Annotated in this window: 15 protein-coding genes and 1 pseudogene; all 16 read left to right on the top strand. The window is 61.8% G+C overall.

Translation table 11 applies throughout. The annotated features are described in order from the left end of the window. Positions 1-10: 10 nt before the first annotated feature. The 16 genes and pseudogenes from fliF (at position 11) to fliR (ending at position 13,893) form a co-directional block, all read left to right on the top strand. Positions 11-1,797, top strand: a pseudogene (gene fliF, locus BBF94_RS20380) (flagellar basal-body MS-ring/collar protein FliF). Further along, positions 1,790-2,809: a flagellar motor switch protein FliG gene (gene fliG, locus BBF94_RS20375; protein ID WP_065260773.1), complete on the top strand. Its 1,020-nt coding sequence runs from the start codon at positions 1,790-1,792 to the stop codon at positions 2,807-2,809. The pseudogene fliF and the gene fliG overlap by 8 nt, the downstream one beginning before the upstream one ends. Before the next feature lie 4 nt (positions 2,810-2,813). Continuing rightward, a complete protein-coding gene (gene fliH, locus BBF94_RS20370) occupies positions 2,814-3,620 on the top strand; it encodes a flagellar assembly protein FliH (protein WP_065260772.1) in 807 nt (268 codons plus the stop codon). Continuing rightward, positions 3,610-4,968 carry a flagellar protein export ATPase FliI gene (gene fliI / locus BBF94_RS20365; RefSeq protein WP_065260771.1) on the top strand — a complete coding sequence of 453 codons (1,359 nt, stop codon included), beginning with the start codon at positions 3,610-3,612 and terminating at the stop codon, positions 4,966-4,968. Before fliH ends, fliI begins: the two co-directional genes overlap by 11 nt. Before the next feature lie 6 nt (positions 4,969-4,974). Beyond that, positions 4,975-5,424, top strand: a complete 450-nt coding sequence (fliJ, locus tag BBF94_RS20360; RefSeq protein WP_065260770.1) for a flagellar export protein FliJ — start codon at positions 4,975-4,977, stop codon at positions 5,422-5,424. A 101-nt stretch (positions 5,425-5,525) separates the two neighbouring features. Further along, on the top strand, positions 5,526-5,831 hold the full coding sequence (locus BBF94_RS20355; RefSeq protein WP_065260769.1) for an STAS domain-containing protein: 306 nt from the start codon (positions 5,526-5,528) through the stop codon (positions 5,829-5,831). A 5-nt stretch (positions 5,832-5,836) separates the two neighbouring features. Continuing rightward, positions 5,837-7,540, top strand: coding sequence for an ATP-binding SpoIIE family protein phosphatase (locus BBF94_RS20350; RefSeq protein ID WP_065260768.1), 1,704 nt, complete (start codon positions 5,837-5,839; stop codon positions 7,538-7,540). 30 nt (positions 7,541-7,570) lie between these two features. Further along, positions 7,571-7,918, top strand: a complete 348-nt coding sequence (locus BBF94_RS20345) for an Hpt domain-containing protein (RefSeq protein ID WP_065260767.1) — start codon at positions 7,571-7,573, stop codon at positions 7,916-7,918. A 105-nt stretch (positions 7,919-8,023) separates the two neighbouring features. Continuing rightward, entirely contained in the window at positions 8,024-9,400 is a 1,377-nt protein-coding gene (locus BBF94_RS20340) for a flagellar hook-length control protein FliK (protein ID WP_065260766.1), read from the top strand. Between the two features lie 212 nt (positions 9,401-9,612). Next, positions 9,613-10,116 (top strand): flagellar basal body-associated protein FliL, encoded by a 504-nt coding sequence (gene fliL, locus BBF94_RS20335; RefSeq protein WP_065260765.1) that lies wholly within the window; start codon positions 9,613-9,615, stop codon positions 10,114-10,116. A 9-nt stretch (positions 10,117-10,125) separates the two neighbouring features. Continuing rightward, positions 10,126-11,094, top strand: a complete 969-nt coding sequence (fliM, locus tag BBF94_RS20330; RefSeq protein WP_003222890.1) for a flagellar motor switch protein FliM — start codon at positions 10,126-10,128, stop codon at positions 11,092-11,094. A 53-nt stretch (positions 11,095-11,147) separates the two neighbouring features. Next, positions 11,148-11,609 carry a flagellar motor switch protein FliN gene (gene fliN, locus BBF94_RS20325; RefSeq protein ID WP_176704483.1) on the top strand — a complete coding sequence of 154 codons (462 nt, stop codon included), beginning with the start codon at positions 11,148-11,150 and terminating at the stop codon, positions 11,607-11,609. A gap of 51 nt (positions 11,610-11,660) precedes the next feature. Then, positions 11,661-12,080 carry a flagellar biosynthetic protein FliO gene (fliO, locus tag BBF94_RS20320; protein ID WP_065260826.1) on the top strand — a complete coding sequence of 140 codons (420 nt, stop codon included), beginning with the start codon at positions 11,661-11,663 and terminating at the stop codon, positions 12,078-12,080. Beyond that, positions 12,080-12,838 carry a flagellar type III secretion system pore protein FliP gene (fliP, locus tag BBF94_RS20315; RefSeq protein ID WP_065260763.1) on the top strand — a complete coding sequence of 253 codons (759 nt, stop codon included), beginning with the start codon at positions 12,080-12,082 and terminating at the stop codon, positions 12,836-12,838. The genes fliO and fliP overlap by 1 nt, the downstream gene beginning before the upstream one ends. Continuing rightward, positions 12,835-13,104: a flagellar biosynthesis protein FliQ gene (fliQ, locus tag BBF94_RS20310; RefSeq protein WP_065260762.1), complete on the top strand. Its 270-nt coding sequence runs from the start codon at positions 12,835-12,837 to the stop codon at positions 13,102-13,104. Before fliP ends, fliQ begins: the two co-directional genes overlap by 4 nt. Before the next feature lie 3 nt (positions 13,105-13,107). After that, positions 13,108-13,893, top strand: a complete 786-nt coding sequence (fliR, locus tag BBF94_RS20305; RefSeq protein WP_065260761.1) for a flagellar biosynthetic protein FliR — start codon at positions 13,108-13,110, stop codon at positions 13,891-13,893. Positions 13,894-13,896: the final 3 nt, after the last annotated feature.

Raw genomic sequence — 13,896 nt, 5'->3', positions numbered from 1 at the left:
AGATTGAGTCATGGCAGAAGCAGTCGCCGATAACGTTCCGGCCAAGGCCACCCCGATAGACGGCAAACCGCCGCTGTTCGGCCTGTCCTTTCTGGAAAACCTCTCCGAGATGACCATGCTGCGTCAGGTAGGCCTGTTGGTCGGCCTGGCCGCGAGCGTGGCGATTGGCTTTGCCGTGGTGCTGTGGTCGCAACAGCCCGACTACCGGCCTCTGTACGGCAGTCTGGCCGGCATGGACGCCAAGCAGGTCATGGATACCCTGGCCTCCGCCGACATTCCCTACACCGTCGAACCGAATTCCGGCGCCTTGCTGGTCAAGGCCGATGACCTGTCCCGTGCGCGACTGAAACTCGCTGCTGCTGGTGTCACTCCCAGCGACGGCAACATCGGTTTCGAAATCCTCGACAAGGAACAGGGTCTGGGCACCAGCCAGTTCATGGAAGCGACTCGCTATCGTCGCGGCCTCGAAGGCGAACTGGCCCGCACCATTTCCAGCCTGAACAACGTCAAGGGCGCCCGCGTTCACCTGGCGATCCCGAAAAGTTCGGTGTTCGTGCGTGACGAGCGCAAGCCAAGCGCTTCGGTTCTGGTCGAGTTGTACTCCGGTCGTTCGCTGGAGCCAGGCCAGGTCGTTGCCATCATCAACCTCGTGGCCACGTCCGTACCCGAGTTGAGCAAGTCGCAGATCACCGTCGTCGACCAGAAGGGCAACCTGTTGTCGGATCAGGCGGAAAACGCCGAAATGACCATGGCCGGCAAGCAGTTCGATTACAGCCGCCGCATGGAAAGCATGCTGACCCAGCGCGTGCACAATATCCTGCAACCGGTTCTGGGCAATGATCGCTACAAGGCTGAAGTGTCGGCCGACATCGATTTCAGTGCCGTCGAATCTACCGCCGAGCAGTTCAACCCGGATCAGCCGGCGCTGCGCAGCGAGCAGTCGGTCAACGAACAACGTACCGCCAGCAATGGTCCGCAAGGCGTGCCGGGGGCCCTGAGCAACCAGCCGCCGTCGCCGGCTTCGGCACCGCAGACCACCGGTGGCGCCCAGGCGTCGACCGGCATGGTGCAGCCAGGCCAGCCATTGGTTGACGCCAACGGTCAGCAGATCATGGACCCGGCCACCGGCCAGCCGATGCTCGCGCCGTATCCGGCAGACAAGCGTCAACAATCCACCAAGAACTTCGAGCTCGACCGTTCCATCAGCCACACCAAACAGCAGCAGGGTCGCCTGAATCGTCTGTCGGTGTCGGTGGTGGTGGACGATCAGGTCAAGATCAACCCGGCCAACGGCGAAACCACCCGTGCGCCATGGACGCCGACGAATTGGCGCGCTTCACTCGCCTGGTGCAGGACGCGGTCGGTTTCGACGCCAGCCGTGGCGACAGCGTCAGCGTGATCAACATGCCGTTCTCCGCCGAGCGCGGCGAAGTGATCGCCGACATTCCGTTCTACTCCCAGCCATGGTTCTGGGACATCGTCAAACAGGTGCTGGGTGTGTTGTTCATCCTGGTGCTGGTGTTCGGCGTGCTGCGTCCGGTGCTCAACAACATCACCGGTGGCGGCAAAGGCAAGGAACTGGCCGGCCTGGGCAGTGACGTGGAACTGGGTGGCATGGGCGGTCTGGACGGTGAACTGTCCAACGATCGCGTCAGCCTCGGCGGCCCGACCAGCATCCTGCTGCCGAGCCCGAGCGAAGGCTATGACGCTCAGTTGAACGCAATCAAGAGTCTGGTGGCAGAAGACCCGGGTCGTGTGGCCCAGGTCGTGAAAGAGTGGATTAACGCAGATGAGTGATAACCGAGCCGCCGTCGCCAAACTGTCCCGGGTCGATAAAGCCGCGATCCTGCTGCTGTCCCTGGGGTCGACCGATGCTGCACAAGTGCTGCGCCACATGGGCCCGAAAGAGGTTCAGCGGGTCGGTGTGGCCATGGCCCAGATGGGCAACGTCCACCGTGAGCAGGTCGAACAGGTCATGAGCGAGTTCGTCGACATCGTCGGCGACCAGACCAGCCTGGGCGTCGGCTCCGACGACTACGTGCGCAAAATGCTCACCCAGGCCCTGGGTGAAGACAAGGCCAACGGCCTGATCGACCGCATTCTGCTGGGTGGCAACACCAGCGGCCTCGACAGCCTGAAATGGATGGAGCCGCGCGCCGTAGCCGACGTGATCCGTTACGAACACCCGCAGATCCAGGCGATCGTGGTGGCGTACCTCGATCCGGATCAGGCCGGTGAAGTGCTGGGCAACTTCGACCACAAGGTGCGTCTGGACATCATCCTGCGCGTCTCGTCGTTGAACACCGTTCAGCCGGCTGCACTGAAAGAATTGAACCAGATCCTCGAGAAGCAGTTCTCCGGCAACTCGAATGCCTCGCGTACCACCCTGGGTGGCATCAAGCGGGCGGCGGACATCATGAACTTCCTCGACAGCTCGATCGAAGGCCAGCTCATGGATTCGATCCGCGAAGTCGACGAAGACCTGTCCGGTCAGATCGAAGACCTCATGTTCGTGTTCAACAACCTGGCCGATGTCGACGACCGCGGAATCCAGGCGCTGCTGCGCGAAGTGTCCTCCGATGTGCTGGTGCTGGCCCTCAAGGGGTCGGACGAAAGCGTCAAGGAGAAGATTTTCAAAAACATGTCCAAGCGTGCTGCCGAACTGCTGCGCGACGACCTCGAGGCCAAGGGTCCGGTGCGCGTCAGCGACGTGGAAACGGCGCAGAAGGAAATCCTCACCATCGCTCGCCGTATGGCCGAAGCCGGAGAAATCGTGCTCGGTGGCAAGGGCGGCGAGGAAATGATCTGACGCCATGGTCAAGAACGACGACGAAGTGACGGACCTGATCCGTGCCCGGGACGTTCGTGGCTTCGATACCTGGGCCTTGCCCAGCTTCGATCCGCCGGCGCCTGAACCCGAGCCTGAACCGGAACCCGAACCGCCGGAGATGGAAGAAGTGCCGCTGGAGGAAGTCCAGCCACTGACCCTCGAAGAACTCGAAAGCATCCGTCAGGAGGCCTACAACGAGGGCTTTGCCATCGGCGAAAAGGAAGGTTTCCACAGCGCTACCCTCAAGGTGCGCCAGGAAGCCGAAGTGGTTCTGACGGCCAAGGTCAACAGCCTTGAGCAATTGATGGCGAACCTTTTCGAGCCCATCGCCGAGCAGGATACCCAGATCGAGAAGTCGCTGGTCGACCTGGTGCAGCACATCGCCCGTCAGGTGATCCAGCGCGAGCTGGCCATCGACTCGACGCAGATCGAACACGTCATGCGCGACGCCCTCAAGCTGTTGCCGCTGGGCGTGGGCAATGTGCGGCTGTACGTCAATCCGCAGGATTTCGAGCAGGTCAAAGCCCTGCGCGAGCGCCATGAGGAAACCTGGCGGATCGTCGAGGATGAATCGCTGTTGCCGGGCGGTTGCCGGGTCGAGACCGACCACAGTCGGATCGATGCCAGCATTGAAACCCGTGTCGGTCAGGTCATGGCCAAGCTGTTCGATCAGTTGCACGAACAGGCCCTGCACCCGGCTGAACCGGATCTGAGCCTGGATTTGCCGGAAACGCCGAAACCGGCCCCGGTCACTGACGAGCCGCTCGCGGACGCCCCCGATGCGCCTTGAACGCACCAGTTTCGCCAAGCGCCTGAGCACCTACGCCGAGGCCACCGAAATCGCCGGCGCGCCCATTCTTGAGGGGCGCCTGCTGCGCATGGTCGGCCTGACCCTCGAAGCCGAAGGTCTGCGCGCCGCCATGGGCACGCGCTGCATGGTGATCAACGACGACACCTACCATCCTTCTCAGGTTGAAGCCGAAGTCATGGGCTTCTCCGGCAGCAAGGTGTTCCTGATGCCGGTCGGTAGCGTTGCCGGTATTGCGCCGGGTGCCCGTGTGGTGCCGTTGGCCGATACCGGTCGTCTGCCGATGGGCATGAGCATGCTCGGTCGCGTGCTGGATGGCGCCGGGCGTGCGCTGGACGGCAAGGGCGGCATGAAAGCCGAAGACTGGGTGCCGATGGACGGCCCGACCATCAACCCGCTCAACCGAGACCCGATCAGCGTTCCGCTGGATGTCGGTATCCGTTGCATAAACGGTTTGTTGACGGTCGGTCGCGGCCAGCGTCTGGGGCTGTTCGCCGGTACCGGTGTCGGCAAATCCGTCCTGCTGGGCATGATGACCCGCTTCACCGAGGCCGACATCATCGTCGTCGGTCTGATCGGTGAGCGGGGACGAGAAGTCAAAGAGTTCATCGAGCATATCCTCGGTGAAGAAGGCCTCAAGCGTTCCGTGGTGGTCGCATCGCCGGCGGACGACGCGCCACTGATGCGTCTGCGCGCGGCAATGTACTGCACGCGCATCGCCGAGTATTTCCGCGACAAGGGCAAAAATGTCCTGTTGCTGATGGATTCCCTGACCCGTTTCGCCCAGGCCCAGCGGGAAATCGCCCTGGCCATCGGCGAACCGCCGGCGACCAAGGGTTATCCGCCATCCGTGTTCGCCAAACTGCCGAAACTGGTAGAGCGCGCCGGTAACGCGGAGAAGGGCGGGGGCTCGATCACAGCGTTTTATACCGTACTGTCCGAGGGTGATGACCAGCAGGACCCGATCGCCGACTCGGCGCGGGGCGTGCTGGACGGCCACATCGTGTTGTCCCGGCGCTTGGCCGAAGAAGGTCACTACCCGGCCATCGACATCGAAGCCTCGATCAGCCGGGTGATGCCGGCCGTGGTGCCGCCGGCTCATATGACCCGGGCACAGTTCTTCAAGCAGTTGTGGTCCCGTTATCAGCAGAGTCGCGACCTGATCAGCGTCGGCGCTTATGTCGCCGGTGGGGATCGCGAAACTGATCTTGCCATCAGTCTGCAACCGCAGCTGGTCAGATACCTGCGCCAGGGTCTGAACGAAAGCATCAGCCTGGGCGAAAGCGAGGCGTACCTCGAAACCATCCTCGCCCCTGCGACCGGCGGGTAACCGGCCATGGCCCTGAGCCGCGCCGCGCGTCTGGCACCAGTGGTGGAAATGGCCGAGAAGGCCGAGAAAACCGCCGTGCAGCGCCTCGGATATTTCCAGGGACAGGTGAAGGTGGCCGAGAGCAAACTCGCCGACCTGCATGCCTTTCGTCTGGATTATTCCGAGCAATGGATCGTGCGTGGTAGCACCGGCGTGACCGGGCAGTGGCTGCTCGGGTTTCAGGGCTTTCTGACCCAGCTCGATACGGCGGTCGACCAGCAACGACAAAGCCTGCAGTGGCATCAGAACAACCTGGACAAGGCCCGCGAGGCCTGGCAACAGGCGTTCGCCCGGGTCGAAGGCTTGCGCAAACTCGTACAGCGCTACCGTGACGAAGCTCAAAGGGCTGAAGACAAGCGCGAGCAAAAGCTGCTGGATGAGCTGTCACAGCGTCTGCCGCGTCGCGACGTTTATTGACGGGCGAATCTCTGACATCTGCCGGCGTTTTCCCGCCTTGCTCGTGGCCCCTGCAAGTGCTAAACCTTGTACACGTCCGTCAATGACAAGGAAGCCAGTACATGTCAGTCGTTACAGAAGTCTCCCCCGATGGCCAAAAACTGACGATCTCGATCAAGGGGCGGTTCGATTTCGGTCGCCATCAGGAGTTTCGCGAGTCTTACGAGCGGCTCGACAGGAAACCCGATTCCATCGTGGTGGATCTGAAGGACGCCACTTACCTCGACAGCTCGGCCCTGGGCATGCTGCTTCTATTGCGTGATCACGCGGGTGGCGACGATTCGGACGTGCGCGTGGTCAACAGCAATTCGGATGTGCGCAAGATCCTCGCCATTTCCAATTTCGACAAACTGTTCGACATCAGTTGACGGCCATGCAGCCGCAGGAGCCGCTGACGATCCTGATTGCCGAAGACAGCGCCGCTGACCGGCTGCTGTTGTCGACCATTGTCCGCCGTCAGGGGCATGCCGTTCTGACTGCCGCCAACGGTGCCGAGGCGGTCGAGGTGTTTGCCGGCCAGCAGCCGCACCTGGTGCTGATGGACGCCATGATGCCGGTCATGGATGGTTTCGAGGCGGCGCGGCAGATCAAGGTGCTGGCGGGTGAAAACCTGGTGCCGATCATCTTTCTCACGTCGCTGACCGAAAGCGAGGCCCTGGCGCGCTGTCTGGAGGCTGGTGGCGACGACTTTCTGGCGAAGCCTTACAACCAGGTGATCCTGTCCGCCAAAATCAAGGCGATGGACCGTTTGCGGCGTCTGCAGGCCACGGTTTTGCAGCAGCGTGACCTGATCGCCCGACATCACGATTACCTGCTTAACGAGCAGCGGGTTGCCAAGGCCGTGTTCGACAAGGTCGCGCATTCCGGTTGTCTCAGTGCGCCGAACATCCGTTACCTGCAATCGCCGTACGCGCTGTTCAATGGCGACCTGTTACTGGCGGCCTATACGCCTGCGGGCGACATGCATGTGTTGCTCGGGGATTTCACCGGTCACGGCCTGCCGGCGGCCGTGGGTGCCATGCCGCTGGCGGAAGTGTTCTACGGCATGACTGCCAAGGGCTACGGTCTGGCCGAAACGCTGCGGGAAATGAACGCCAAGCTCAAACGTATACTGCCGGTGGACATGTTCTGTTGTGCCACGTTGCTGTGCCTGAGTTTTCAGCGCCGCAGCGTGGAAATCTGGAACGGTGGCATGCCCGATGGTTATCTGCATCGTATCGCCACGGGGGAGCGGGTGCCGCTGGCGGCGCGGCACCTGCCGCTGGGGGTGCTGAGTCCTCAGACGTTCGACGATCGCACCGATGTGTTCTCGATGGCGGTGGGCGACCGCGTTTTTCTGCTGTCCGACGGTGTGATCGATACGTGTGATGCCAACGATCAGCTGTTTGGCGTCGAGCGCCTGCAGCGGGTGTTTGCCGACAATCGCCAGCCGGACCGACTGTTCGCCGAAATCGAGCAGGCCTTGCAGGATTTTCGCGGCGAAGCCCGGGACGATGTGAGTATGCTCGAAGTCAGTCTGCTGGACGTGGCGCAAGTCAATCCACCGGCTCCGGTGTATTCCGACAGCGGCCAGTCCTGTCCGCTGGACTGGTCGGTGAGTTTCGAATTTCGCGGTGCCACGCTCAAGCGCTTCAATCCGTTGCCGTATCTGTTGCAATTGCTGCTGGAGGTACACGGCCTGCGCAGCCAGAGCGGAGCGTTGTACAGCGTGCTGGCCGAGCTTTACTCCAATGCGCTGGAGCACGGCGTGCTCGGGCTGGATTCCAGCCTCAAGCGCGATGCTTCGGGGTTCGCGCGGTATTATGAACAGCGCAACAGGCGTCTGGATGCCTTGCAGGATGGTTATGTGCGCGTGCATCTGCAGGTCCGGCCGGAGGGCGAGGGTGGTTGTCTGGTCGTGCGGGTCGAAGACAGCGGCAAGGGGTTTGATGTGGCGCGGGTGATGGCGCGGCCACTGGACGATGTCCGTCTGTCAGGGCGTGGTGTCAATCTTGTCCGGCAATTGGGCAGAAACCCGAGCTGGTCCGATGATGGCCGCAGCGCTCGCGTGGAGTTTTTCTGGGAGGCTCTGGCATAATCCATGGATTCTTGATCAAGGAGTGAACAAGTGACTGAAGTCTGTGTTGATCGCGACGTGCTGAGCGCGCTGCAAGAAGTCATGGAGGATGGTTATCCGGAGCTGCTGGATACCTTCCTGGCCGATTCCGAGGCTCGCCTGCGCGAATTGCAAAAAACTGCCGATGCCGATGCGTTATCGTCGGTGGCCCATAGTTTCAAGGGTAGCAGCAGCAATATGGGCGCGACCCGTCTGGCCGAGCTTTGTCAGGAGCTGGAGCAGCACGCCAAGGACAAGAGTCCCTCCGAAATCCTCAAACTGGTGGCCGAAATCCACGACGAATTCGCGGATGTGCGCCCCGTCTATGAAGCCGAGCGACAGCGCTCACCTGCCCATTGAGCGGTCCGTCCGGCGCTTTTGTCCGGTTCCGGACAAAACTGGCCCGGCACTTGCAGTCATCTCGTTCATCTGTACCTACGATCCCAGTGCAGCGGAGACCGTGCCATGCCTGCAACCCCTAACATTCTTCTTCAGGCCGCCGCCCAGGCCAAGGCGCAAACCGCCTCCGCCAAATCGTCTGCGGTGGCCGCAGGGCCCGGGGACAAGGCTTCCAGCTTCGCTCAGGTATTTGCCGATCAAGGGCAGAACAAGCCTGCCGTGACGATCGACAATTCGCCCAAACCCGCACGTGACAAGGACGCCGGCAGTGTCGGCAACAAGGATGCCGGCAAGGATCAGTCTGCCGCGCCCGCGCCGACGGTTGCCGATAGCGGCAAAGCCTTGCCCGCCGACAACACGTCGTCGACGCCTGCGGATGACAAGGTCGCCGGCAGCGACGATACCTCGGACACCCCGGCCGCTCCGGTGGCTGATACCGCCCCTGTGGTGGATCCGACGCTTGATCCTGCGCTGATGCAGGCCGTGCAACCGGTGGTCACGCCGCCGGTGGTGGCGGCCCCCGTGGTCGAGGCGCCCGTGAAGCCCGAGACCCCGGCGCCGGCGGTTGCGGCATTGCCGGCTGCGGCCACCGCTCCGGCCCAAGCCATTGACAGTGATTTCGATCCCGAGGCCGATCCGCTCGATGCGCTGCCGGTACTGCGCATGGCGATGGAGCAGAGTGGTCACATTTCCGCCTCCAGTCAGTCGCAACCCAAGGCGACCCCTGCTCAGGTCCAGGCCGATGGCGATCTGACTTCGGCGCAGACGTTCGCCGCCGGCATGGCCAGCATGCTGGACGTGCAGGCTGACAAGGACAGCACCAGCCAGGGCGGTGAAAAGGCCTTCAGTGGCCTGATCGACGAGGGGCTGAAAGACTTGAAGTCCGCCACCAGCGATACCCGCGTGGATGATTTCGCCAACCGCCTGGCGGCGCTGACTCAGGCGGCTACACCGAAAACCGCCAACGCCGTGCCGGTGAACCAGCCGATCGCCATGCATCAGAACGGCTGGACCGAGGAAGTGGTCAACCGCGTCATGTACCTGTCGAGCAACAACCTGAAGGCGGCGGATATCCAGTTGCAGCCGGCCGAACTGGGACGTCTTGATATCCGTGTGAACATGGTGCCGGACCAGCAGACCCAGGTGACGTTCATGAGTGCTCACCCGAGCGTGCGCGAAGCGCTCGACGGTCAGATGCATCGTCTGCGTGACATGTTCACCCAGCAGGGCATGGGCCAGGTCGACGTCAACGTTTCCGACCAGAACCGTGGCTGGCAGGGTCAGGGCCAGGAACAGGCGCAGCAGGGGCAGACGGGGCGCACCAGTGCCGCTGGTGGTCGCCTGGACTCCTCGGAAGAAGAGTTGACGTCTGCGGCCCTGGCTGAAGCCGCGGCTCAAACCGCTCAGGTAATCGGCTCCAGCGCCGTCGACTATTACGCCTGATATTCAAGGCAAATTAACTGTGGGAGCGAGCTTGCTCGCGAAGGCTTTTTGACGAACAACACCTGTGTTGAATGTTAAATCGCTTTCGCGAGCAAGCTCGCTCCCACAGTTGTTTGCGCTGCCCCAGTCTACCGCTCCGACACTTCTGGCATAACACTTGCTCTTGCCTTGCCGTGCGACTGTGAAAACCCGATTAGTGACGGATTATTGGCATGGCGAAGAGCGAAGCAGCAGCAGTAAAAGACCCCGCAACCAAAGGCAAACTCAAGATGATCATTGCGATCGTGCTGGGGTTGCTGCTGGCCATCGGCGCGTCTGTGGGGGCGACCTGGTTCTTCATGCACAGCGCCCAGAGCAAGCCTGCGGCTGCCGTGGAAACCGCCCCGGTCGGCAAACAGCCGGCGATTTTCGAACCGATGGCGCCGGCCTTCGTGGCCAACTACAACCAGAACGGCCGTCAGCGCTACATGCAGGTGAGCATCACCATGCTGGCGCGCAACCAGGCCGATCTGGACGCGCTCAAAGTGCACATGCCGGTGATCCGCAACAACCTGGTGATGCTCTTCTCCGGCCAGGACTTCGCCACGCTGGCGACGCCTGTCGGCCAGGAAATGCTGCGCCAGAAAGCCACGGCCAGCGTCCAGGAAGTGGCGCAGAAAGAGCTGGGCAAAGTGGTGATCGAACAGTTGCTTTTCACTAATTTCGTATTGCAGTAGGAACACGACATGGCCGTGCAGGATCTGCTGTCCCAGGATGAAATCGACGCGCTGTTGCATGGCGTCGACGATGGTCTGGTACAGACCGATAACGCTGCCGAACCCGGCAGTGTCAAAAGCTACGACCTGACCAGCCAGGATCGCATCGTCCGTGGACGCATGCCGACTCTGGAGATGATCAACGAGCGTTTTGCCCGTTATACCCGCATCAGCATGTTCAACATGCTGCGTCGCTCGGCGGACGTTGCCGTCGGTGGCGTGCAGGTGATGAAGTTCGGCGAATACGTGCACTCGCTGTACGTGCCGACCAGTCTGAACCTGGTCAAGATCAAACCCCTGCGCGGCACCGCGCTGTTCATCCTGGACGCCAAGCTGGTGTTCAAACTGGTGGACAACTTCTTCGGCGGCGACGGCCGTCACGCCAAGATCGAAGGGCGTGAATTCACCCCGACCGAACTGCGTGTGGTACGCATGGTGCTGGAGCAGGCGTTCGTCGATCTGAAAGAAGCCTGGCAGGCGATCATGGAAGTCAACTTCGAGTACATCAACTCGGAAGTGAACCCGGCCATGGCCAACATCGTCGGCCCGAGCGAAGCAATCGTGGTTTCCACGTTCCACATCGAACTCGACGGCGGTGGCGGCGACCTGCACGTGACCATGCCGTACTCGATGATCGAGCCGGTGCGTGAAATGCTCGACGCCGGTTTCCAGTCGGACCTCGACGACCAGGACGAGCGCTGGGTCAACGCCCTGCGTCAGGACGTGCTCGATGTCGACGTGCCGATCGGCGCCACCGTGGCTCGCCGCCAGTTGAAACTGCGCGACATCCTGCACATGCAGCCGGGTGACGTGATCCCGGTCGAAATGCCGGAAGACATGATCATGCGCGCCAACGGCGTGCCGGCCTTCAAGGTCAAGATGGGCTCGCACAAAGGCAACCTCGCGTTGCAGGTCATCGAGCCGATCGAGCGCCGCTGAAGCGGCGCCACACCCCTTTCGCATTTAACTGAATTGTTGCCCGCCGAGGACAAATGATGAACGACGAAATGAACGCCCAGGACGATCAGGCACTGGCTGACGAGTGGGCTGCGGCCCTGGAAGAAACCGGCGAGGGCGGTCAGGCCGATATCGACGCGCTGCTGGCCGCCGACGCCGGCGTGTCGAGCTCCAACCGTGTGCCGATGGAAGAATTCGGCAGCGTGCCCAAGAGCAACGAGCCCGTGAGTCTGGACGGTCCGAATCTGGACGTGATCCTCGACATCCCGGTGTCGATCTCGATGGAAGTGGGCAGCACCGACATCAACATTCGCAACCTGTTGCAACTGAACCAGGGGTCGGTGATCGAGCTCGATCGTCTGGCCGGTGAGCCGCTGGACGTGCTGGTCAACGGCACCCTCATCGCTCACGGTGAAGTGGTGGTGGTCAACGAGAAGTTCGGCATCCGCCTGACCGACGTGATCAGCCCAAGCGAACGCATCAAGAAGCTGCGCTGAGTGAAAAAGGTTCTGTGCTCCTTGCTGGCCGCGGTGCTGGCGCTGCCATTGATGGTCATGGCCGCCGAACCTGCGGCGACAGCTGCCGCTCCGGCTGCTCCGGCGGTAGCCCCGGCTGTCAACAGCGGCGTCGCCGGGCAATTGACGCAGTTGGTGTTCGGCCTGTTGCTGGTGGTGGGGCTGATCTTCTTCCTCGCCTGGCTGCTGCGTCGGGTGCAGAACGCGGGGCCGGCGGGCAAGGGGCAGGTGATCGAGCTGATCGGTTCCCGTGCGCTCGGTCCTCGTGACCGTCTGCTGCTGGTTCAGGTCGGCAGCGAGCAGATCCTGCTGGGGTTGAGCCCGGGCACCATCACCGCGCTGCATGTGCTCAAGGAGCCGGTAGACGTCCCGGCCACATCCGAGAAAGCGACTCCGGAATTTGCCCAGCATCTGTTGAAGATCCTCGGCAAGGATCAGAAGGATACGAAGTAATGGGTGCGTTGCGCATCGTCTTGACCCTGGCCCTGATGTTGGCCGCGCCACTGGCGTTCGCCGCCGATCCGTTGTCGATCCCGGCAGTGACCCTGGGCACCAATGCCAACGGGGCGCAGGAGTATTCGGTCAGCCTGCAGATCCTGCTGATCATGACGGCGCTGAGCTTCATCCCGGCCGCCGTCATTCTGATGACCAGCTTCACCCGGATCATCATCGTGTTCTCGATCCTGCGTCAGGCCCTCGGCCTGCAACAGACACCGTCGAACCAGATCCTTACCGGCATGGCGCTGTTCCTGACCCTGTTCATCATGGCGCCGGTGTTCGACCGGGTGAACAATGATGCGCTGCAGCCGTATCTGGCGGAGAAACTCACCGCCCAGCAAGCGGTGGAAAAGGCTCAGGTGCCTATCAAGGACTTCATGCTGGCGCAGACTCGCTCCACGGATCTGGAGCTGTTCATGCGTCTGTCCAAGCGCACCGACATCGCCACGCCCGATCAGGCACCGCTGACCATTCTGGTGCCGGCGTTCGTCACGTCTGAACTGAAAACCGCGTTCCAGATCGGCTTCATGATCTTCATTCCGTTCCTGATCATCGACCTGGTCGTGGCCAGTGTCCTGATGGCGATGGGTATGATGATGCTGTCGCCGCTGATCATTTCCTTGCCGTTCAAGATCATGCTGTTCGTGCTGGTTGACGGCTGGGCGCTGATCATCGGTACGCTCGCCAGCAGTTTCGGAGGTGTTTCACCATGACGCCGGAAGTAGCGGTCGACATCTTTCGCGAAGCCTTGTGGCTGACCACTATGATGGTCGCGATCCTGGTGGTCCCGAGTCTGCTGGTGGGCCTGCTGGTGTCGATGTTTCAGGCGGCGACGCAGATCAACGAACAGACCCTGAGCTTTCTGCCGCGTCTGCTGGTGATGCTGGTGACCCTGATCGTCGCCGGTCCCTGGATCATTCAGACCTTCATGGAATACATCATCCAGTTGTACAAAAACATTCCGCTGGTCATCGGCTAGGTCATGCAGTCGCTGCTTCAGTTGACCGACGCCCAGATCAGCACCTGGGTGGCGACGTTCATGCTGCCGCTGTTTCGCATCGGCTCCATGCTGATGGTGATGCCGGTCTTCGGCACCACGCTGGTCCCCAAGCGCATCCGTCTGTACCTCGCCCTGGCGATCACGGTGGTGATTTCGCCGAACCTGCCGCCCATGCCGGCGGTCAGTCCCCTCGACCTGAGCGGGCTGCTGATGATTGCCGAGCAGATTCTGGTCGGGGCGGTGCTCGGGTTCTCCCTGCAATTGTTCTTCCAGGCCTTCGTGATCGCGGGGCAGATCGTCGCGATTCAAATGGGCATGGGTTTCGCCTCGATGATCGACCCCACCAACGGCGTGTCGGTGGCGGTGATCGGGCAGTTTTTCACCATGCTGGTGACGCTGCTGTTCCTCGGCATGAACGGGCATCTGGTGGTGTTCGAAGTGCTCACCGAAAGCTTTACCACGCTGCCGGTCGGTGCCGGTCTGATGACGGCGCATTACTGGGAACTGGCTGGCAAGCTCGGCTGGGTGCTCGGCGCGGCATTGATGCTGGTGCTGCCGGCGGTCACCGCGCTGCTGGTGGTCAACATTGCGTTCGGCGTGATGACGCGCGCGGCGCCGCAACTGAACATTTTCTCGATCGGTTTCCCGCTGACCCTGGTGCTTGGCCTGTTTATCGTCTGGGTCGGTCTGGCGGATATTCTCAACCAGTATCAACCGCTGGCCGTCGAAGCCTTGCAGTTGTTACGCGAACTGGCACAGGCGCGCTGAGTC

Source organism: Pseudomonas bananamidigenes (genome assembly GCF_001679645.1).
Classification (GTDB): Bacteria; Pseudomonadota; Gammaproteobacteria; order Pseudomonadales; family Pseudomonadaceae; genus Aquipseudomonas; species Aquipseudomonas bananamidigenes.
The sequence above is the reverse complement of the archived record's forward strand: the minus strand, read 5'-3'. Positions and strand labels throughout refer to the sequence as shown.

Excerpts from the sequence above, each read along its gene's own strand:
- fliG (WP_065260773.1), top strand. The coding sequence starts at position 1,790 with ATGAGTGATAACCGAGCCGCCGTCGCCAAACTGTCCCGGGTCGATAAA.
- fliH (WP_065260772.1), top strand. The coding sequence starts at position 2,814 with ATGGTCAAGAACGACGACGAAGTGACGGACCTGATCCGTGCCCGGGAC.
- fliI (WP_065260771.1), top strand. The coding sequence starts at position 3,610 with ATGCGCCTTGAACGCACCAGTTTCGCCAAGCGCCTGAGCACCTACGCC.
- fliJ (WP_065260770.1), top strand. The coding sequence starts at position 4,975 with ATGGCCCTGAGCCGCGCCGCGCGTCTGGCACCAGTGGTGGAAATGGCC.
- BBF94_RS20355 (WP_065260769.1), top strand. The coding sequence starts at position 5,526 with ATGTCAGTCGTTACAGAAGTCTCCCCCGATGGCCAAAAACTGACGATC.
- BBF94_RS20350 (WP_065260768.1), top strand. The coding sequence starts at position 5,837 with ATGCAGCCGCAGGAGCCGCTGACGATCCTGATTGCCGAAGACAGCGCC.
- BBF94_RS20340 (WP_065260766.1), top strand. The coding sequence starts at position 8,024 with ATGCCTGCAACCCCTAACATTCTTCTTCAGGCCGCCGCCCAGGCCAAG.
- fliL (WP_065260765.1), top strand. The coding sequence starts at position 9,613 with ATGGCGAAGAGCGAAGCAGCAGCAGTAAAAGACCCCGCAACCAAAGGC.
- fliM (WP_003222890.1), top strand. The coding sequence starts at position 10,126 with ATGGCCGTGCAGGATCTGCTGTCCCAGGATGAAATCGACGCGCTGTTG.
- fliN (WP_176704483.1), top strand. The coding sequence starts at position 11,148 with ATGATGAACGACGAAATGAACGCCCAGGACGATCAGGCACTGGCTGAC.
- fliO (WP_065260826.1), top strand. The coding sequence starts at position 11,661 with ATGGTCATGGCCGCCGAACCTGCGGCGACAGCTGCCGCTCCGGCTGCT.
- fliP (WP_065260763.1), top strand. The coding sequence starts at position 12,080 with ATGGGTGCGTTGCGCATCGTCTTGACCCTGGCCCTGATGTTGGCCGCG.
- fliQ (WP_065260762.1), top strand. The coding sequence starts at position 12,835 with ATGACGCCGGAAGTAGCGGTCGACATCTTTCGCGAAGCCTTGTGGCTG.
- fliR (WP_065260761.1), top strand. The coding sequence starts at position 13,108 with ATGCAGTCGCTGCTTCAGTTGACCGACGCCCAGATCAGCACCTGGGTG.